Source organism: Albibacillus kandeliae, assembly GCF_003116585.1.
GTDB lineage: Bacteria > Pseudomonadota > Alphaproteobacteria > Rhodobacterales > Rhodobacteraceae > Albibacillus > Albibacillus kandeliae.
Genome location: NZ_QEHM01000007.1, coordinates 209545 through 229893, shown reverse-complemented (window position 1 = coordinate 229893; position 20349 = coordinate 209545). Strand labels below are relative to the sequence as shown.

18 protein-coding genes and 1 riboswitch are annotated in these 20349 nt (G+C 65.2%); of the genes, 11 read left to right on the top strand and 7 right to left on the bottom strand.

Annotation, left to right across the window (positions count from 1 at the left end; translation table 11 throughout):
* The first annotated feature begins 225 nt into the window (after nt 1–225).
* Both DDT93_RS16920 and DDT93_RS16915 read left to right on the top strand, forming a co-directional pair.
* The gene (locus DDT93_RS16920) at nt 226–1236 is read left to right on the top strand and encodes an Ldh family oxidoreductase (protein WP_109467046.1); all 1011 of its coding nucleotides are present in this window, start codon (nt 226–228) and stop codon (nt 1234–1236) included.
* Nucleotides 1237–1276: 40 nt separating this feature from the next.
* A complete protein-coding gene (locus tag DDT93_RS16915; RefSeq protein ID WP_109467045.1) occupies nt 1277–2389 on the top strand; it encodes a mandelate racemase/muconate lactonizing enzyme family protein in 1113 nt (370 codons plus the stop codon).
* 29 nt (nt 2390–2418) lie between these two features.
* Here the strand turns inward: DDT93_RS16915 and DDT93_RS16910 are convergent, their stop codons facing one another.
* From DDT93_RS16910 to DDT93_RS16880, 7 genes are all read right to left on the bottom strand, one after another.
* Nucleotides 2419–2817, bottom strand: coding sequence for a RidA family protein (locus DDT93_RS16910; protein ID WP_109467044.1), 399 nt, complete (start codon nt 2815–2817; stop codon nt 2419–2421).
* The gene (locus DDT93_RS16905; protein ID WP_109467043.1) at nt 2814–3677 is read right to left on the bottom strand and encodes an alpha/beta hydrolase; all 864 of its coding nucleotides are present in this window, start codon (nt 3675–3677) and stop codon (nt 2814–2816) included. The genes DDT93_RS16910 and DDT93_RS16905 overlap by 4 nt, the downstream gene beginning before the upstream one ends.
* An 11-nt stretch (nt 3678–3688) precedes the next feature.
* Nucleotides 3689–4420: an SDR family NAD(P)-dependent oxidoreductase gene (locus DDT93_RS16900; protein WP_109467042.1), complete on the bottom strand. Its 732-nt coding sequence runs from the start codon at nt 4418–4420 to the stop codon at nt 3689–3691.
* 15 nt (nt 4421–4435) lie between these two features.
* Entirely contained in the window at nt 4436–5725 is a 1290-nt protein-coding gene (locus DDT93_RS16895) for a TRAP transporter large permease (RefSeq protein WP_109467041.1), read from the bottom strand.
* Nucleotides 5722–6237: a TRAP transporter small permease gene (locus tag DDT93_RS16890; RefSeq protein WP_157960208.1), complete on the bottom strand. Its 516-nt coding sequence runs from the start codon at nt 6235–6237 to the stop codon at nt 5722–5724. Before DDT93_RS16890 ends, DDT93_RS16895 begins: the two co-directional genes overlap by 4 nt.
* 71 nt (nt 6238–6308) lie before the next feature.
* Nucleotides 6309–7295, bottom strand: coding sequence for a TRAP transporter substrate-binding protein DctP (gene dctP, locus DDT93_RS16885; RefSeq protein ID WP_109467039.1), 987 nt, complete (start codon nt 7293–7295; stop codon nt 6309–6311).
* A 4-nt stretch (nt 7296–7299) separates the two neighbouring features.
* Nucleotides 7300–8715, bottom strand: coding sequence for an FAD-binding oxidoreductase (locus DDT93_RS16880; RefSeq protein WP_109467038.1), 1416 nt, complete (start codon nt 8713–8715; stop codon nt 7300–7302).
* Nucleotides 8716–8916: 201 nt separating this feature from the next.
* Between DDT93_RS16880 and DDT93_RS16875 the strand changes: the two genes are divergently transcribed.
* The 9 genes from DDT93_RS16875 to DDT93_RS16835 all read left to right on the top strand — a co-directional run bounded on the left by DDT93_RS16875 (nt 8917) and on the right by DDT93_RS16835 (nt 20153).
* Nucleotides 8917–9594, top strand: a complete 678-nt coding sequence (locus DDT93_RS16875; protein ID WP_109467037.1) for a GntR family transcriptional regulator — start codon at nt 8917–8919, stop codon at nt 9592–9594.
* A 153-nt stretch (nt 9595–9747) separates the two neighbouring features.
* Nucleotides 9748–9842, top strand: a riboswitch (TPP riboswitch).
* A 59-nt stretch (nt 9843–9901) separates the two neighbouring features.
* Nucleotides 9902–10690 (top strand): hydroxyethylthiazole kinase, encoded by a 789-nt coding sequence (gene thiM, locus DDT93_RS16870; RefSeq protein ID WP_109467036.1) that lies wholly within the window; start codon nt 9902–9904, stop codon nt 10688–10690.
* Nucleotides 10687–11298, top strand: coding sequence for a thiamine phosphate synthase (gene thiE / locus DDT93_RS16865; RefSeq protein ID WP_109467035.1), 612 nt, complete (start codon nt 10687–10689; stop codon nt 11296–11298). Before thiM ends, thiE begins: the two co-directional genes overlap by 4 nt.
* A complete protein-coding gene (gene thiD, locus DDT93_RS16860) occupies nt 11295–12098 on the top strand; it encodes a bifunctional hydroxymethylpyrimidine kinase/phosphomethylpyrimidine kinase (RefSeq protein ID WP_109467218.1) in 804 nt (267 codons plus the stop codon). Before thiE ends, thiD begins: the two co-directional genes overlap by 4 nt.
* Nucleotides 12095–12781 carry a thiaminase II gene (gene tenA, locus DDT93_RS16855; protein WP_109467034.1) on the top strand — a complete coding sequence of 229 codons (687 nt, stop codon included), beginning with the start codon at nt 12095–12097 and terminating at the stop codon, nt 12779–12781. Before thiD ends, tenA begins: the two co-directional genes overlap by 4 nt.
* A 149-nt stretch (nt 12782–12930) precedes the next feature.
* On the top strand, nt 12931–13266 hold the full coding sequence (locus DDT93_RS16850) for a YegP family protein (RefSeq protein WP_109467033.1): 336 nt from the start codon (nt 12931–12933) through the stop codon (nt 13264–13266).
* Nucleotides 13267–13574: 308 nt separating this feature from the next.
* Nucleotides 13575–16106, top strand: coding sequence for an AMP-binding protein (locus tag DDT93_RS16845; protein WP_109467032.1), 2532 nt, complete (start codon nt 13575–13577; stop codon nt 16104–16106).
* 103 nt (nt 16107–16209) lie between these two features.
* Nucleotides 16210–17055 (top strand): WecB/TagA/CpsF family glycosyltransferase, encoded by an 846-nt coding sequence (locus DDT93_RS16840; RefSeq protein WP_109467031.1) that lies wholly within the window; start codon nt 16210–16212, stop codon nt 17053–17055.
* A gap of 968 nt (nt 17056–18023) precedes the next feature.
* Nucleotides 18024–20153, top strand: coding sequence for a cadherin-like domain-containing protein (locus tag DDT93_RS16835; RefSeq protein WP_232825487.1), 2130 nt, complete (start codon nt 18024–18026; stop codon nt 20151–20153).
* The last annotated feature ends 196 nt before the right edge of the window (nt 20154–20349 follow it).

The following is a 20349-nucleotide window of genomic DNA, read 5'->3' as shown; positions in this document are numbered from 1 at the left end:
GGCGGTTGGCGCGACCTCGGGGTCTGCGCCAGCCGCTCAATTCGGCCCGGACCGCGCGGCATGGCGCGGTGCGCGAGCCCTGCGTGACCTTTGGGCTTGCCTGCAGCATCAGACCATCCCTCTGCGGCAAAAGACGATTTCCGGATTGCATCGACCGCCCAGTGCGTCCGTTACTGGGGCGCAGTTGGTTCTCCGCCCCGGAGGACGTCATGCACGGAGGCCGGAATGACCGAGACCATGATGACCTTGGACGAGGTCGAGGCAGCCGCCTTTCGCGCGCTCAGGGCGACAGGCGCGTCAGCGGCCCAGGCCGCGCCGGTAGCACACTCGATCCGGGCAGCCGAGGCCGAGGGCACACGAGGCATCGGCCTCGGCTACCTGCCCTACTACTGCGGGCACCTCACCGTCGGAAAGATCGTCGGCGATGCGAGCCCGGTTGCCAGTTCTCCCGCGCCCGCGCTGATCCGGGTCGATGCCGCGTCCGGCTTTGCCCACCCGGCCTACATTGCCGGAGAGGAAATGCTGATCGCCGCAGCTCAATCACAGGGCATCGCGCTGATGGGCATAGCCAACGCCTATGCCTGTGGCGTTCTCGGCTACTTTACCGACCGGCTTGCGCGGCGCGGCCTCGTCGCGATCATGACCGCCAATGCATCGTCCACGATGGCGCCATTCGGTGGCCACGCACCGTTCTTCGGAACCAACCCGTGGTCCTTCGCGGCGCCCCGGGCGCAGGAACCGCTGGTCATCGACTCCTCTTCCTCGGCAACCGCCTTCGTCAACATCGCCAACGCGGCGGCGGCGGGTCAGGCAATTCCGCCGACCTGGGCCCTCGATGCCGACGGGCAGCCGACGACCGATCCAGCACAGGCGCTGGCTGGCTCCATCGCACCGGCTGGCGGCCACAAGGGCGCGGCGCTCGCGCTCATGGTAGAGGTTTTGGCCGCCGGTCTGACCGGCGCGAACTGGTCCTACCAAGCCTCCTCGCTGGGCGACGACAATGGCGGTCCGCCCAACCTCGGGCAGACGCTGATTGCCATCCGCGCCGACGGGCTGAACGCGGGTAACCCGCTTGTGCCGAGGCTGGATTCCATGCTCTCGGCGATGACCGATCAGCCGGGCACACGTGTCCCCGGCGACCGGCGACATGCCAACCGGCGTCGCGCAGAGGCAAATGGAGTCGCTGTTGACGCAGCGCTGCTCGAAACCCTCCGTAGTCTCAAGGCAATCTCTTAAGCCCTTCTGAACGAGAGACATTTCGGGGAGTATCTGCTGAATGACCGCGCTTGTTCCGATCGTATCCGCGCGCGCGTGGCGCCAGTACCAGCCCTTCGAGGGCGGTTCGTACATCTGCCGGGGCCAGACGGAACACGGGTTTCATGCAGTGATCGTGGAACTTGTGGCGGCGGACGGGACCGTCGGCTGGGGCGAGGCGGCACCGCTCGGCGCCTTCTATGCCGAGGCCTTTCCCGAAGAGATGGCGGAAGGCACCGCGCGCCTGTTGCCAGAGGTGATCGGCCTCTCTGCCGATGCGCCTGCGCGGCTCTCGGACCGGCTGAACGAGGCCATGCTGGGCCAACCGGGTGTGAAATCCGCGCTTGACATGGCCGCCTGGGATCTCGCCGCGCGGCGCGCAGGGCTGCCGCTGGCCGACCTGTTGGGCGGCGTGGCCCAGAGATCGACCGCGCTCTACCGTTCGATCAGCCAGGCGACTCCCGACGAGATGGCCGAGAGTGCGCGCCACTACCTCGACGAAGGCTACCGGAGGTTGCAGGTCAAGGTCGGGCAGGATCCGCTGGAGGACATCGAACGCCTGCGCGCGGTGCGGTCGGCGGTGCCCGCCGACGTCGTCCTCTATGCCGATGCCAACGGCGGCTGGCTGGTCGACGACGCCCTGCGCTTCCTGCGCGGGACCGGTGACGTCGATTTCTGGCTCGAACAGCCCTGCATGACGCTTGCCGAGAACCGCAGGCTCGCCCGCTCCTGCCCCCACCCCTTCATCCTGGATGAGGGGATTACCGGCCTGACCTCGCTGCTGGAGGCGCATGCCGATGGGCTGATCTCGGGCGTGACACTCAAGATCGCGCGCCTTGGCGGCGTCGGACCGACGCGCGTGCTCCGCGATGTGGCGACAGCGCTGGGGCTGAAGGTCACCATCGAGGATACCGGCGGCAGCACCATCGACACAGCGGCCACCGCCCATCTGATGGCGAGCGTTCCGGCGCGCCATGTCGCTCATACGGTCGATTTCATGAACTGGGTGACCGTGCAGAACGCAACCGGAATGCCGCCCTGCTCGAACGGGCTGCTGCACCTGCCCGAGGGGCCCGGACTGGGCATCACTGTCGATCCCGAGCAATTCGGCGCACCCTTCGCGACGGCTGGCTGACCAACACGTCGCGAAGAGCTTGATTTTTCCTAGCCTGCCGTTCCGGACGCGGAGAGAGTCAGATCCGCGATAGCCGTCACCTCGATGCGCATCCCCTCCGCCACCAGCGCGGCGACAACAAGGCTCGCCCGGTTCGGATAGGGCGCGCTGAAGTAGCGTTTGTAGACCTCGTCCACAGGCTTCATGTCGGCAACGTCCAGCAGGAAGATCTGCACCTGCACGATATCGTCCAGCGTTCCACCCGCCTCCTCAAGCACGGCGCGCATGTTCTGAAACGTCAGCTCGGCTTGGGCGGTGATGTCGCCTTTGAGGATGGCGCCCTCTGCCGTGATCGGCCCGTGGGTCGTGTAGAGCAGGCCGTTGGCGCGAATGCCCCAGGAAAACGGCTGCGGCGCTGGCGGCAGGCCGCCGGTGATTTCTTCCTTCATCTGGTGCTGTCCCTCATCGTTTGCAGATCGTGATACCAGCGATGCCCGGGGTCGATCAGGGCAAGCTGAGTGCCGAAATGGTCGGCGTCGACACAGTGAAAGCTGGCGAGGTCTGGTTTCCCTTCCAGCAGGTCCCGCGCGGCCTGGTTCGACTGTCGGACGCGTTCGCTGTCACGAGCGCCCCAGCAGAAATGCGTCGGCACGCTCAGGCGCTCCAGGGCGAGGAGCGGGCTTGCCTCCACGTCCTGCGCGGGATCGGCCAGCACCATCTCATAGACGCGCGCCTCAAGGCTGCCGGGAGGTGGCGCCGGGTGTCGCAGGTCGAGGATCCCGCTCAGCGGCAGGCAGCCCTTCAGCGCATCGAAGGGCGCATCGCTCCACAGCTCAGGGTTCAGCGCGGCCTGCATGGCAACATGCCCGCCCGCTGAATGACCGCCGAGGAACAGGCGGTCCGGGCTGCCACCCCATTCCGCGACGCGCGCACGGATGGCAGCGATTGCGGCGAGGGTGTCGAGGACCGCCGTCGGGTAGCGGTATTCGGGTGCAAGCCGGTAGGTCGGTGCCACCAGCAGCGCACCCCGGGCCGTGATGCCGGGCGCCATCAGGCCGCACCATTCCTTGTAGCCGTGCGTCCAGCCTCCGCCGTGTAGAAAGATCACCACGTCGCGGTCCGTCTCGCCCGTGTCGGGTGCAAAGACGTCGAACCTCTGCCACCGGTCGGGGCCAAAGGCGACATCACGTATGCTCCGCACTCCGGGCCAGTCGCCGGCGGAGGCGGCCAGCGCCTGCGCGGCAAAGAGCGCGGCGGCATGAAAGGGCAGCGGCGGTTGCGGATCGAGATCGAAGTTCAGCAAAGTCATGTCGGATCCGTTCAGATGTTCAGACCGCCGAGCGACTTGCCGCCATCGACGAACAGCGTCTGCCCGGTGATGAAACCCGCATCCGGCGAACAGAGGTAGGCGACCGAGGACGCAATCTCGGACGGGCTCGCCGCCCGGCCGTTCGGCTCGAGTGCTTCCCACGCGGCGAACATCTCTGACGGCGCAGAGCGTGTCATCGGCGTGTCGGTGAACCCGGGCGCGACTGAGTTGACCGTGATCCGCTTCTCCCGCAGTTCCATGGCCATGGCACGGGTCAGTCCGACCACGGCTGCCTTTGAGGCGACGTAGTGTGCGAACCGCGTTCCCCCCAATGCTCCGCGCGACGAAATGGTCACGATACGCCCGCCTTCCTTCATCCGCCGCGCGGCTTCCTGCGCGAGGATGAAGGTGCCGATCAGGTTGACGTCCATCATCTTGCGGAAATCGTCTTCGGTCAGGTCGAACAGGGCGCGATCCCAGTAGAGCCCTGCAGCGGTCACCACAGCGTCCACGCTGCTCTCGGCGTCGAGGATGGCAGTGATCGCATTGCGGTCCATGACATCGGCGGCGCAGCCAGTGCAGTCAAAGCCCTTGTCCGTCAGGTCGGCCGCCGCCTTGGTCACGGCCTCGCCGTTCCGGTCTATCAGGATGGTGCGGAAACCGTCCGCTGCCATACGCTCGGCAATGGCAAAGCCGATGCCCTGGGCCGCGCCGGTCACGAAGGCGGTACGTGGAGTGGTCATGATGGTGGTCCTTGGTCAGTAGCCGAACGCGTGCGGGAGGAAGAGCACGATTTCGGGGAAGAGGATGAGAAGCCCGAGGAAGGCGATCAGGGCGACGAAGAAGGGCACAACGGCGCGAAAGATCTTCTGGATCGGAACCCCGGTCAGCGAGGCGAGCACGAAGAGCACGAGCCCGTAGGGCGGTGTGATCAGGCCGATCATGAAGTTGATCACGACGACAACGCCGAAATAGGTGAGGTCCAGCCCGAGCGCCCGCGCCGAAGGCAACAGAAGCGGGATGAAGACGAGCAGGATGACCGACCCGTCAAGGAAACAACCCAGCAGCAACAGGACCACGTTCACGATCAGCAGGAACTGAAGCTGGGTTACCTCGGCAGATTCCAGCATGTGCCCCAGCGCGGCAGCGAGACCCTCGTTGGCAATCGCGTAGTTCACGACGAAGGCCGAGGCGATCAGCAGCATGGTCGAGGCCATCTGCCGCACGGACTCCCGGAACGACTCGCCGAGTTGCCCGATGCGATAACTCCGCAGGATCACCAGCCCGAGGATCATGGCCCAGAGCGCAGCCACCGCAGCGGCCTCGGTCGGGCTGAACCAACCGGTCCAGATGCCGCCCAGCAGCACGACCGGCAATGTCATCGGCATGGTGGCGCGGCCAAAGGCGGGGATCGCCTCGGAGAAGCCCACGGCGCGGCCAGCGGGCAGCCCGTGTTTCTTGGCGACCATCGCGACCGTCAGCATGATGGTCAGGCCCATCAGCAGGCCGGGAACGATGCCAGCCAGGAAGAGCCCGCCGACTGAGGCTCCCGAGAGCATCGCGTAAATGACGAGCGGAATGGAGGGCGGGATAACCGGCGCGATGACCGATCCTGCGGCCGCCACGGCAACGGCGAGTTCCCCGGGGAACTTGCCGAACTGCCGCATCATGCGGATCGAGACCATGCCCGGACCAGCGGCGTCGGTGACGGCGGAACCGCTCATCGACGAGAAGATGATACTGACCAGAACGGTCACGTGACCGGTGCCACCCCGGAACCGGCCCATGATGGCATCCGCCGCCGCCCAGAGCCTTTCGCTGATGCCGGCGGCGTTCATGACGTTGGCGGCAAGGATGAACATCGGGATGGCAACAAGCACGTAGGTGCCGGTCATCTGCCCCATCACCTGATCGGCCAGAAGGCCTACATCCTGCCCGGTTGCGAGGAAATAGACCGCCCCTGCCCCGAACATCGAGAGCGAGAGCGGCAGGCGGAGAATGGCGCCGACCACGAAGGCGGCGCAGAGTACCCAGAGGCCGTAGGTCACAGAATTTCCTCCGGGGTGGCGTCGAGGGATTTCAGTGCCGCGCGCCAGTCTCCGAAGATCAGCCGCGTGGTCAGGATAGCGAGCCGCAGCGTGATCCCGATCAGGAAGACCGCGAAGATCGAATAGACGTAATCGAGGCGCAGGCGCATCATGTCGGTCGTCATGATCTTCATGAACATGATGTAGTCGATGATCGCGTAGATCGAGGCGCAGATCACCGCGATGAAGGCGAGGCACCCGACGATCATCATCAACCGCTTGCCGCTTTCTGGAACAAGCCGGAAAACCACGTCGAACGAGATGTAGTCGCTCCACTTGAGGACAAAGGCCCCCGCCCAGAAGATGAGCCAGGTGGCCAGAAGCGTGACGGCCTCGTCCACCCAGGTCTGCGGCTGGCCAAAGACGTGACGCATCATGATGCCAAAGATGAAGAGTGCGAAGAGCGCGATCATGCCAAAGGTCGTTACACCTTCGGCAAGGATCGACAGCCGGGATGTCGCGGAGCGAAACATGGCTATGTCCCTGTCTGCTTGGTCGGAGAGGAGAGGACGCGGCGACCCGGGGCCGCCGCGTCCGCGCCACATCATTTCATTGCGGCGATTTCGTCGGAAAGGCCTGGTTTCCAGGCCTTGGTGAGGCCCTCTTTCTCGTAAGCGGCCCAGACCGCGGCACGGAAGGGCTCGGTGTCGACCTCGGTAATGGTCAGGCCGCGATCCTTGAAGGTCTGGATGGCGTCCAGTTCATCCTTGCGGGTCTTCTCGATCTGGATGTCCGCTCCTTCCTGGGCTGCCTTGCGCAGGGTCGCCTGCTGTTCCGGCGTCAGCTTGTCGAAGGTCGGCTTGTTGATCGCGATGAACACCGGTTGCACGAGGTGCTTGGTCAGGATGACCTGCTCGGTCTGTTCGTCGAACTTCCAGTCGCGCGTCATGTTGGTCGGATTGTCCTGCCCGTCGATCGAACCGGTCTTGAGCCCGAGGTAGACCTCGGTGATCGGCATGGAGACCGGGGTCACACCCAGCGAGGAGGCCAGCGTCTGGAACGCCGCACCCGGGGGCATCCGCATCTTCACGCCCTTCAGATCCTCCGGCCCCTTCACGTCCCGCACTTTGGCGAGGTTGACGGTCCGGGTCCCGAGGTAGGCCGTGCTGAGGATTACGATCCCCATCTTGTCGGCGACATCCTTGTAGAACTGCTCGCCGATCTCGCTGTTGAAAACCTTGAGCATATGATCGCTGTCGCGGAACAGGTAGGCCGCGCCGAACACCCCGTATTCGGGCAGCTGCTGTTCGATCTCGAAGGTGACGGGCGAGGCCATCTCGAGGTTGCCGCGCTGCATCGCCGGCAGTTCGGTGCCCTGCTTGAACAGCGTGCTGGAGTGGTGGACGGTGACGTTCACCTCGCCCGGGTAGGTCGTGTTCATGACCTCGGCGATGTGGTTGAACGCGTCCGTCAGCGGCGCGTTGCCCGGGGCTGCGGTCGAGATCCGGATCTCGGTTTCCGCGCTCGCCGCGCCCGCCACGCCCATGGCGCAGGCGAACGCCAGAGACGTGAGGTATCTTGCATGGTTCATGGTGTTACTCCTTGTTGAACAGTCTGTTATTGTTGAGAATTCCGTCAGGATCGAAGGCCGCTTTCAGGCGACGCATGACCGCGAGTTCCTCCGGTGTCCGCGACATCGGAAGCCACTGCCGCTTGGACAGGCCAATCCCGTGTTCGGCGGAGACAGACCCCCTGCGACCCGCGAGCGCATCGTAGAGGATCGTCTCGGCCTCTTCCTTGCGCCGGAGATCGCCCAGCCCGACGACCACGTGCAGGTTTCCGTCGCCGAGGTGACCGTAGAACTGCGTGCGTTCGAACCCCGCCTTCGCGAGCTTGGCCCGGATGTCGCCGACCCAGCCCTCCATCTCCGACAGCGGAAGGCTGACATCGAACCCGGCGAATGGGGCAAAGACCGTGGCCGCCTCGCCGCTCAGATCGCGGAGCGTCCAGAGCGCATCTGCCTGGGCCTCGGACTGCGCGATGATGGCATCCGCTTCCGGATGGGCCACGAGGTGATTGCCGAGGGTGGATGCCAGAGCTTCCTCGCAGGCTTCGTCCGACGTGCCGGTCACCTCGAGGAGAACGGCAAGCTCTCCGAAGCTGAACCCTGGGATGGCGGAGGCACTTGGAAGCGACAGAGCGCACTCGACATAGTCACGCCACATCACCTCGAAGCCGCTGAGCATGGGTCCAAGCCCCTGCCGCGCGGCCGTCAGCAGCTCCTGCACCTCGTCGAGTGTCTGCGCAGACACGAGTGACACACGCCGCGCGTTCGGGACCGGCACCAGTTGCACCATCGCGCGGGTGATGACCCCGAGCGTACCCTCGGCCCCGACAAGCAATTGCTTGAGGTCGTAGCCGGTGTTGTTCTTCATCAACGGGGACAGGTTCGACAACACGGTGCCATCCGCCAGCACCGCTTCCAGCCCGAGAACGCTGGCTCTGGTCATGCCGTATCGCAGCACCCGGTTGCCCCCGGCGTTGGTCGAAATTATGCCGCCCAGCGTCGCGGATCCCCGGCTTCCCATGTCCACCGTAAACATCAGCCCATGCTCACGCGCCGCCGCATCGAGGGAGGCCAGCGTGACCCCCGCTCCGACCAGCGCGGTGCCTTGCCTCGGTTCGATCTCGATGCCAAGCAACCGCTCGGTGCTCAGCACCACCTCACCCGGTTGCGGCATGCAGGCCCGGACCAGCCCGGTCATCCCGCCCTGCGTGACGATCCGCGCGCCCCGTGTCCTGCATAGGTTGATCGCAGCACGAACGCCCTCGGTATCCCGCGGGCGCAAGACAGGGGCCACCACCGTCGCAGAGCCGTACCAATCGGAATGATAACGCTCGAGTCCCGGACCCGCCGGAAGGAAGCCGTTCTCGAGTTCGGTTCCCGCGACGGAGCCCGCAAGGTCGGCGCCCTGTTGACTATCGAGACTGGGGGAAACGGCGGTGGTCATCCGTCGGCTCTCCGAAGCCCAGCAATGCCTCCGACACCCGTACGACCACACGGAAAAAGGTGCGCAAGGCTTGGCAACGCCGCCAGGACTGGACAGAGATCGCAGGCGTCAGTCAATCGAAGCTCCGGGTGAAAATCATGATTCTTGGCATTTGACATGAAGTCATTAGCATTTTATAAAATCTACAAGTCAACATAGAATATGGCTTTTCGTATGGAACCTGTCACAGCGTATGAAAAATTGCGCACGGAGATCCTCCGTGGCGGCCTGAAACCCGGAGAGCGGCTCCGGGTGTCCGAGCTGAACGGAAAGTTCCAGCTTGGCCTGACGCCGATCCGCGAGGCGCTGGTGCGCCTGAGTTCGGAGGGCCTCGTCGTGACCGAGGCCAATCGCGGCGCCCGCGTGCGCGAGACCTCCCTCGCCGAACTCCACGACCTGACAGAGACCCGTCAGAAGATCGAGGCATGGTGCCTCGAGCGGGCGATGGAAAAGGGCACGAAGGTCTGGGAGGCCGACGTTCTGCGCCACCTCTACCTGTTGAATCACGCCGAATTGCCCGAGGGACCTGACGACCGCGAGAGAGAAGCGGAATGGGAACGGCTGCACCGCGCGTTCCACTTCTCCCTCGTCCATCCCTGCGGCTCGGACTGGTCGCTGCACATCTGGAACATGCTCGTCGACCAGACCGAACGCTATCGCAACCTGCGCCTGCTGACCTTCCGCACCTCGCGGAGCAAGGTCGAGATGATGATCGAAGAGCATGAGAACATCGCAAATGCGGTGATCAAGCGCGACACGGCCAAGGCGCTGGAACTCATGCACTCCCACCTTCAGAACACTGCAACCGCAGTGGAACGCATCCTGATCGCCGACACCTGAACCCGGTTCAGGGTGGCACTGGATGCCTGGTCGGCGAAAATCGCATCGCCGACCGCTGCCACCTACAAACAGCCCGTCCCCCTGCGCGGACGCCGCCAGACGTCGCCCGCCTCACCCGCTTGACGGGAGGCGCGGGGGATGTCATCTCTCGCCGCGAAGCGACAGGGGCGCTCGGGAGACCGGGCTGAGATGAACCCTTAGAACCTGAACCGGATAATGCCGGCGGAGGGAGGCGCATGAGCTGATCAGGCGCATCCCGCCCGCCGCTCGCGTTCTTCCCGCCACCCGGCCCATGGAGGAACATGCGATGGAAAATCCCGGCACCTATCTCGCGGCGATGCGGCACACTGCGCCGCTGGTCCATAACATCACCAACTACGTCGCGATGAACGTGATGGCGAACGTCCTGCTCGCCGCTGGAGCCTCGCCCGCGATGGTCCATGCCCGCGAAGAAGTGGCCGAGTTCACGCCGATCGCGCAGGCGCTGAGCATCAACATCGGCACCATCTCGCCCCATTGGGCGGAGGCGATGGAAATGGCCGCCACTGTCGCGGGCGCGCAATCCCTGCCCTGGGTGCTTGACCCGGTAGCGGTTGGCGCGACGGGCTATCGGCGTGCGCTCGGCGCGCGGCTGGTTGCACTCCGACCGACGGTGATCCGGGGCAATGCCTCCGAGATCCTCGCCCTCGCCGGCGCGACGGCCGCGGGCAAGGGGGCGGACGCGACCGAGTCGGTCGAAACCGCCGAAACTGCAGCCCGGGCGCTGGCTCGGAGCTGCGGCGCCGTTGTCGCGGTGACCGGGGAGGTCGATTTCGTGACCGACGGAAAGTGCGCCGCTCGGGTCGCGAACGGGCACGCGATGATGCCCCGCGTGACGGCGCTCGGCTGTTCGCTGACGGGGGTGGCCGCAGCCTTCCTCACCGGGCAGGATCCCTTCGAGGCCACTGTCGCGGCTCTGGCCTACTACGGGCTGGCGGGGGAGCATGCCGGGGCCACGGCGCAGGGTCCGGGATCGTTCCAGACCGCCTTCCTCGATGCGCTCTACACGCTCGACGCCGCCGCGCTCGACGCAGGCGCGCGGATCAGCCTGACATGATACCGCCGCTCTGTTTCATCACCGATCCCGGCGCGCCCGAGCCGGTCATCGCGCAGGCCCTCGCCGCGGCGCAGGGTGGCGCGGGCTGGATCCAGCTGCGAGACAAAACCCTCTCCGATCCGGACTTCGCGACCCTCGCCCGGGAACTGATGGTTGCACTCGCCAGTGTCGGGGTGCCGCTGATCGTGAACGACCGGGTGGAGGTGGCAATCGACGTTGGTGCCGCCGGGCTGCACATCGGTCAGGGCGATGGGGACCCTGCCGAGATCCGACGCCGGTTCGGGCCGGACATGATCCTCGGCCTATCGATCGAGACCGAGGCGCAGATCGCGGCGGTGCCCGAGGGTGTCGACTATCTCGGCGTCGGACCGATCCATGCCACCGGTTCGAAACCCGACCACGCGGCGCCGATCGGCCACGCGGGCTTTGCCGCGATCCGAGCAAGGACCGATCTGCCCTGCCTCGCTATCGGCGGGATCACCACCTCCGACGCCGCCGCGATCAGGACGGCGGGCGGCGCGGGTCTCGCGGTGATCTCGGCCATCTCGCGCGCGCCCGACATGGTGCGCGCCGCGCGTGACCTTCGCACCGCATGGAGCAGCACATGATCCCCAACATCCTCTCCATTGCCGGATCCGATCCCTCGGGTGGTGCCGGTATCCAGGCCGATCTCAAGGCGATTTCGGCCAACGGCGGCTACGCGATGAGCGTGATCACCGCCCTTACGGCCCAGAACACGCGCGGCGTTCAGGCAGTCAGCCTCTGCGGCATCGATGTGATTGCGGCCCAGATCGCTTCGCTGCGCGCCGATATCCGGATCGACGCGATCAAGATCGGGATGCTGGGGGACGCCGCGATCATTGGTTGCGTGGCCGAGGGCATCGCCGGGCTCGACGCGCCGGTGGTGCTCGACCCGGTGATGGTCGCCAAGGGCGGCGACCGGCTGTTGCGAGCCGAGGCCGTGAGCGCGCTGCGCGACCTGCTGCCGCGGGCCGATCTGATCACGCCGAACCTGCCCGAAGCGGCCGATCTGCTTGGCTGCGACGAGGCCGCGACCCTGGCACAGATGCGCGATCAGGCCCATGCGCTGCTCGCCCTGGGGCCCCGAGCGGTGCTGCTGAAGGGGGGCCACCTCGCGGGCGATCAATGCCCCGACCTGCTGGTGACCGCGCAGAGCGAGCAACGCTTCGATGCGCCCCGGATCGCGACCCGCAATACCCACGGAACAGGCTGCACCCTCTCCTCTGCTCTGGCGACCCAACTGGGCGCAGGCCGCTCCCTGCCCGACGCCGTCCAGAGGGCCAAGGACTACCTGACCGCCGCGCTCGCCGCCGCCGACCGCCTCTCGGTCGGATCGGGCATCGGGCCGGTCCACCATTTCCACGCAATCCCGGAGACTGATCAATGAGTTTCACCCAAGACCTCGCGCGGCAGACCGCCACGCTCCGTCACCAGATCCACACCATGCCGTTCAATCGTGAGCTCGCGGAAGGTACCCTCGATCAGGCGCGGTTCCGGGACTACATCATTCAGGACGCGCACTATCTCGAAGGGTTCGCACGTGCGCTGGCGCTCTCGGCCGCCAAGGCGCCCGATGCCCCGAGCGTTGCCCAGCTTGCAGGGTCCGCGGCAGGCGCGATTGCGGTAGAGCGCGAGTTGCACGGGCACTACATGGGGCTTTTCGGGGTCTCAGCCGCAGATTTCGCGACAATCGAACCCTCCGCTGCCTGCGACCACTACGTTTCCCACCTGCTGCGCGTCGCCGCGACCGGCGACTTCTCCGAGGCCGTCGCGGCGCTGCTGCCCTGCTTCTGGATCTATCGAGATGTCGGCAAGGAAATCGCGCAGGAAAGCGGGGCCCAGAACCCCTATGCCGCGTGGATCGCGACCTATGCGGGCGAAGCGTTCGACCAAGGCGTCAACCGGATGCTGGACCTGACCGACCGGCTAGGGGTCGCCGCCACCGACGAAGGGCGCGCGCGGATGCACCGCGCCTTTGCGCGCAGCTGCTGGCATGAATGGCGCTTCTGGGACAGTGCCTATCACGGCGAGAGCTGGCTCCAGCCCGCGGCCCTTGCTGATGTCGCTTGAGACACTGGCCGGAGCCATCGCGCCGGCCCATGCCCATTCGCGCCGAGGGCGATCAGCTTGGAAGTGCAACGCCTTACAGCTTGCAATCTGGCGGCGCCTCGCTTCAGACTGGCCGCACAGCAAATCAATTTATGCAAGGAACAGTGACGATGGCGGGCAAATTTGAACTCTACAAGGACAAGGCGGGCGAGTTCCGGTTCCGGCTCAAGGCCGGCAATGGCGAGATCATCCTCGCGAGCGAAGGCTACAAGCAGAAGCCGAGCGCGGAAAACGGGATCGAGTCCGTCCGCAAGAATGCCCCCCTTGATGAGCGCTACGAGCGCAAGGAAACCTCGTCGGGCAAGCCGATGTTCAACCTCAAGGCCAGCAACGGTCAGGTGATCGGAACCAGCGAGTCCTACAGCAGCGACAGCGCGCGCGACAACGGCATCGAGTCGGTCAAGAAGAACGCGCCGGACGCCAAGCTCGACGACCAGACCGCCTGAGTCTGACCTGAAACGGGTCGGGGCCCTCACCGGGGCTCCGACCGACAGACACGCCATCAGCCTGACGTTGTCACTTGGTCACGGATCGCCTCCGGCCAACCACGCGGTGTGACCGCGCCACCGGTGATCACGGGGCCTCTCTCTGACCTCGTTGTCGGCCCTAAATCCGCTCTCATTTCAAAGCTCGCAGAAGTTGCATGCGACCATCGGCGCTTTGCCTCCGAGGTCGTTGGTTGAATAGTTGACTAAAATTATCGCAAAATATAGGCGATGCGCTCGTCGTGTTTTGTCAAGTTCAGCGAGCCGCCATGTTCCATTCCTTCGACGCCCTTCAGGCATATGGCGATCGCCCTGCACTCATCGCGGGAGACGCGATCACGACATATGTCGAACTGGCAGATGCCGCGGCTCGCTTTGCCCGCCGCCTTCCGAAGGAACGTGGGTTGGTCGCGATCCAGATGACACCGACCCCCGCCACCATTGCAGCCTATCTCGGCGCGATGCAGGCCGGTCACGCGGTCCTGCCGCTGCCCTGCGGGGATCGTCCGCTCGGGGATGACCTCGTGGCGAGGTTCCGGCCGGTGGCAAGCTGGCGCCGGGACGGGGCGCATTTCAGGATGCAACATCATCGCGACAGCGCCGACATCCATCCCGACCTCGGCCTGCTGTTGATGACCTCGGGCAGCACCGGAAAGGGGCGCGGTGTACGTCTCTCGAAAGATGCAATCGCCGCGAACGCAACCGCCATCGCCGAATACCTTGAACTGGGATCGAACGATCGCGCCGCACTGGTTCTGCCGCTCCACTATTCCTACGGTCTCTCGGTCCTGCACTCGCATCTCGCCCGTGGTGCAAGCCTCTGGCTCTGTCAGGACAGTCTGCTCGACCCAAACTTCCTGCCGCATCTTGCCGAGTCCGGCGCGACCAGCCTCGCGGGCGTCCCGCACCACTTCCGACTGCTCGAGAGCGCGCTTGCGAACAACGCTCTGCCGCCGCGCCTCAACTGCCTGACCGTCGCGGGCGGGGCGATGCCACCCGCACAGGTCTTGAACTGGACCCGGCGGATGGCAGAGCGGGAGGGGCGTTTCGTGGTGATGTATGGCCAGACGGAGGCCACCGCCCGCATCGCCTACCTCCCGCACGACCTCGCCGCGCAGGCGCCCGAGGCCATTGGCCGTGCCATCCCCGGCGGCCACCTTGTCCTGCGGGACGATCACGGGAGGCCGATCACCCGCGCGGGGCAGGAAGGTGAACTCGTCTACCGCGGCCCCAACGTGATGATGGGCTACGCGCAGGCAGCGGCCGACCTCTCCCGCGGCCCGGAAACCGGCGAACTCGTGACCGGCGACATGGCGGTGCTGGGCGAGGACGGGCTTTATCGGATCACCGGGCGTCGTGCGCGGCTGTCAAAGATCGCCGGGCTTCGGGTCGGGCACGATGCGCTGGAACAGGCGCTCGCCGCTGTGGGGACAGAGGCCGCGGTCTGGGGCGACGACAATCACATCTGGGTCGCGACCGGCGAAACCGGGGAGACTCTGCGCACCAAGGTCGCGCAAATGGCCGGGATCAGGGCCCAGCACGTGGTGCTCGTTCACTGCCCAAAACTCCCGCGCCGCGCCAACGGCAAGGTCGACTACCCCGCCCTGCGAGCGCTCGCCGCCCCCAAGACCGACAGGAACCTGCTCGAGATCTTCTCGCGCTCCTTTGCGCCCACGCGGGTCCGGCGGAGCGACAGCTTCCGCAGCCTCGGCGGTGACTCCCTGCAACACGTCGAACTTTCGCTGGCGCTCGATCAGCATCTCGGGGGGCTTCCAGACGGTTGGGAAGATCGCTCGATCCGCGACCTCGAGTCCGCCGCCCCGTCCGGCACCAGCCGTGTACCCATGCCGGTGCTTGCGCGGGCCCTCGCCATTCTCGCGGTGGTGGTCGCGCATCAGACCTCCTGGCCGGTGTACGGAGGCGCCGCAGCCATGGTCCTGCTCCTCGGGATGAGCATCGCCGAGCATCGCTCGAAGTTTCTCGCCGCCGGAGACGCCGCCGCCTTCCTCGCCCCGCTCGGGCGCGTGCTCGTGCCCTATTTCGTTGTCTTGGCGGGGTTTGCCATCGCCTGGCAGCAGGTGCCCTGGGCCTCGGTCGCGCTGGTCGGGAATCTCGCGCTGACCACGCCCGAGACGCACCTGATGCTGCCCTACCTCTATTGGTTCGTCGAAGCCTACGTGCAGATGTGCCTGTTGCTGGTCCTCCTGTTTCATCCGAATTGGATGCGCCAATGGCTGTCCCGCTCACTGTTCGGGACGGGGGTTGCTCTGCTCGGCCTCGCGGTTCTGCTCCGCGTGAGCCTGCCCGAGATCTGGCCGCTTCCGGCGGGTCGCTCGCAGTTCTCGGTGCCTTGGGTCTTCTACCTGCTGGCCCTTGGCTGGTGCATCGCTGCGGCGCAAACGGCACGCCAGCGCGCTGTGGCTCTCCTCCTCGCAGGGATGATCCTGCCGCTCGTGGCCTGGCTCGGCGGCAACTGGTACGGATCCTGGACCAAGTATCTCAGCCTGCTGGGGCTCGTCAGCGTACTTCTCTACGTTCAGGCCGTGCCCCTACCCCGCATGGCGGTCCGCGCGGTCATGCGTCTCGCCCATGCCGCCTTCCCGATCTACCTCCTGCACCGCATCGTTCCCGAGGTGCTGATGCCGCCGGTGCGACCCTACCTCTCGGAGGGCAGTTTTGACGCCATTGCCATCCTCGGCGGACTGGCGATCGGGATCGTTGCGGGCCACTGGCTGATGGTCGTCTCGCGCGCCCTGATTGCGTGGCCCTCGCCCAAGACAGCAGCGGCCGGGTCGCCGTAAACGCTCTACGACTTTTGGAGGATTGGTCTGGCTGAACGACCGACTCCCGCAAGGGAAGTCCAATGACCAAGCTGGTGCGAAAGCAGCCAGATCTGGATCGCCCATGAAGCCGACATCCCCCCTCCAGAACGACACATCTGCGGACGCCACGCCGTTCATCAACCTGCTCGGGGTAAAGGTCTCGGCCCTGAACCTCGACGCCGCCGTCGGCAAGGTCCGCGACGCGATCCGCACGGGGCTGCGCGGTTATATCTGCATCTGCGGGGCGCATGGCCTCGTCGACAGCCAGTCCGACGAAGGGCTGCGCGCGGTCTTCAACGGCGCCTTCCTCGTGACCCCGGACGGCATGCCACTGGTCTGGGAACTCCGGCGGCGGGGCTACCCCGAGGCCGGGCGGGTCTACGGGCCCGACCTCATGCTGGCGCTCTTCGAAAAAGGACACCGCGCCTTCCTCTACGGGGCCACCCCGGCCACGCTGCTCCGCCTTGAACGGCGGCTGGGTCGCGAGTTCCCGCAAACGCAGATCGTGGGCAGCTACGCTCCGCCTTTCCGGCCGCTGACGCGGGGCGAGGAGCTGGATGTCGCCCGGTGCATCAACAAGGCCGAGCCCGACATCGTCTGGGTCGGACTGGGCGCGCCCAAGCAGGAACGCTGGATGGCAGAGATGCGCGACCGGCTCGACGCCTCCATGCTGATCGGCGTCGGGGCGGCCTTCGACTTTCACGCTGGCAACACCCAGCAGGCGCCAGCCTGGGTCCAGAACGCCGGGCTGGAATGGGCCTTCCGCCTAGGCATGGAGCCGCGACGGCTGTGGCGCCGCTATCTGCGGGTCGTGCCGGGGTATCTTGCCCTGCTGGCCATGCAGCGAACGGGGCTGCGCCGCTACCCGGAACCCGTCACCGGCCCGGCCGGTCAGGCGGTGCTGCAGTACCCGCGAGGGCGAACCTGAGAGGAACCGAAAGGGTGACGGGACATGGCATTCAAGCAATCGGTCGACGACTTCGGGAAGTCACATGGCGCGCTTGAGAGAGCGCGCATTGTCCTTCGGAACATACCCTGGCTGAGGGCATTCCTGACCAGTCGGAAAGCCTCTGTCGGGCAACCCGTTTCGGACGGTTTCGTGGTTGTTCACCGGGCTGGAAAAGGCTCGCGGATCAAAGTTTCTGCATCGTGTCGCATTGCGTCGTAACAGCCCCAATTCGGGTCTCTTCGACGGGTTCGGGACCACGAAACCCGGCGAGAGATCTAGACCACCCTGCCTCCACCAAAAGGCGTAGGTCGCGGGTATTGCAATTGTACGAAAGGCGCGAATCCTCCCCCTCTCCGAGGGGTGAAGTAGCCCCGTTTTCGTCCTTTTCGGGCGATTTTGGCCCTCCGGAACCGCGCGGATACAGTCCTCCCGACCTTCTGTGCGCAATTCTCCGCCCATGTCTTCTCGGAATCTTCGTTCTGCTGATGGCCGTGACGCATCTTTCGGCGTCGGAGAATTTCAACGCAACTCATTGGAGTGAAACATCAATTCGAAACGCAGCCCCCTTGCAGGCGGCTACCCCGGAAGAGCGAGTCGGCGGGTCGTTGCCCGACGTGTTTCAAAAAGGGGTTGCCAAACTGGTTAGGGGAATCACGCCGCTGGTATCGCTTAGGCTGTCCACTGGTCCAATCGGACAACCTAAAAACGAAAGCGACAAACCAGAAATGGCAACTTACTACGTTTCGACAACAGGCACGAACAGCGGGAATGGCAGCGCAAGTTCCCCGTTTTCCTCCATCACCCAGGCCGTCAATTCCGGGCTACGTCCGGGCGACGAAGTCGTGGTCAAATCCGGCACCTATCGGGAGAGCGTCTATGTCGGCATCGACGGCTCCGCCGCAGGTGATATCACCATCCGTTCGGAAGTTCCCGGCGGAGCGAAAATCATGCCCGGAAGCTCCGGTAACGGCTTCACCATCGAGGGCAGCTACATCACCATCGATGGTTTCGACATCAGCGGCAGCTCCTACCACGGGATCGAGGCGAAGAACTCGCATCACATCTCCCTGCTGAACAACATCTCGCACGACAACGGCGCCTCCGGGCTCTCGGCCATCTACGGCGAGTTCTACCTGATCGAAGGCAACACCACCTACAGCAACGCGTCGAGCAACTGGTTCTCCGGCATCTCGGTCTACGAGAACCGGAACATCACCGGCGACACCACGACCGAAGGCTTCCGGACGATCATCCGGAACAACATCTCGTATGACAACGTGACCGAGTCGGGCCAGCACACCGACGGCAACGGCATCATCATCGACGACTTCCAGCACACGCAAGCCAGCGGCTATCCCAGCTACACCTACCCCACGCTGGTCGAGAACAACCTGGTCTACGAAAACGGCGGCAAGGGCATCCAGGTGACCTGGAGCGACAACGTCACCGTGCGCGGCAACACCGCCTACCACAACAACCAGGACCTTCAGAACACCGGGACCTGGCGGGGCGAAATCAGCAACTCGCAGTCGAGCAACAACACCTTCGTCAACAACATCGCGGTGGCCGATCCCTCCATCGACTCCGACAACCGCGCGCTCGATAACACCTCCTATGGTGGCTACAAGAACGAGAACGTCGTCTGGTCGAACAACCTGACCTACAACGGCGTTGACGGTCAGGCGTCGGTCCGCACCGATGGCGGCAATGCGATGCCGAGCGCGTCGGACGGCAACCTGCTGGGTGTGAACCCCGAGTTTGTCGGCGCCCCGGGCGACTTCCGCCTCGGTTCGGATTCCGCAGCGATCGACGCGGGCACCGATGAATACGGTCTCGCCTCTACCGACCTCGACGGCGGTTCGCGCGAAGATGGCCAGGTTGACATCGGCGCCTACGAAAGCGGTGACGGCGCGGCTCCGACCACGCCCAGCAACCAGGCTCCGGATGCAGTGAACGACAGCGGCTTCTCCACCTCCGAGGGCGCCGCGATCACCATCAAGGCGTCCCAGCTGCTGGCCAACGATACCGATGCCGACGGCGACTCGCTGTCGATCACCGGTGTGCGGGGTGCACAGAACGGCACCGTGACCATGGTGGACAGCAACACCATCCGCTTTACCCCGAATGCCGACTACTCGGGCGACGCCAGCTTCCGCTACACCGTGTCGGACGGCAAGGGCGGCACCGATACCGCACAGGTCGCGATCAACGTCGAGGCGGATGCAACGACGCCGGGCGGCGGTTCTTCGGTGATCGGTGAGGCCGGCGTGGTGGTGCAGGACCAGTCGGATGCCGGCACTTGGCACCATGTCACCTTCGAGAATGCCCTCGACAACCCCTCGGTGGTCATGGGCGGGTTCAGCGCCAACGGAAGCCAACCCTACACTGTGCAGATCCAGAACGTGACCAGCACCGGGTTCGACTTCCAGATCGACGAGTGGGACTACCTCGACGGGACCCACGTTGCCGAAAGCATCAGCTGGATCGCGATCGAAAGCGGGACGCATGTTCTGGCCGACGGCCGCACCATCAGCGCGGGTTCGGACTCCATCGGCAACCGCTTCGAGTCCATCAGATTCGACGATGGCGCCTTCGACGATGCTCCGGTCGTCATCGGCCAGTCGATCGGCGACATGAACGACATCGCCGTGACCGAGCGCATCAACAACGTGACGTCCAACGGCTTCAAGGCACGCCTGTTCCAGCAAGAAGCCAAGGACGGCAAGATCGCCGCGACCGACTTCAACTGGATCGCGGTCGAAGAGGGTGGCAACGCGACGGACGGGGCTCTTGCCGGTTCGACGGGTGACGCGGTCAATCACCAGGCCACCGAGCTCAGCTTTGACGGAACCTTCACGGCCGATGCCTTCGCCTTCGCGACCGGCATGCAGACGACCAATGGTCGCGACACGGCCACTGTGCAGCTGCTCGACCTCGACGAGGACTCCGTGACCCTGCGTGTCCGCGAAGAGCGCTCGCTCGACTCCGAACTGAACCACCGGATGGAAGACGTCGGCTTCGTCGGCTTCGAACTCGGTGCGATCGAAGGTACCTCCTACGATCTGACCCCCTACTGAGGTAGGTCCCGGCCCGGCTGCGCAAGCGGCCGGGCCGTCCCGTATCCATCGGAAAACACTGACAGCGCTCCATCTAGCCAATCCCGCGCAATAGATTGTCCCTTTGGATGATCACGGGAATCCGATCGGACGCTTTCGCAATTGCGCCATCCCAATACTCTCTCTTCATGTCATCGCCCCGCATCAAGGACAGGGC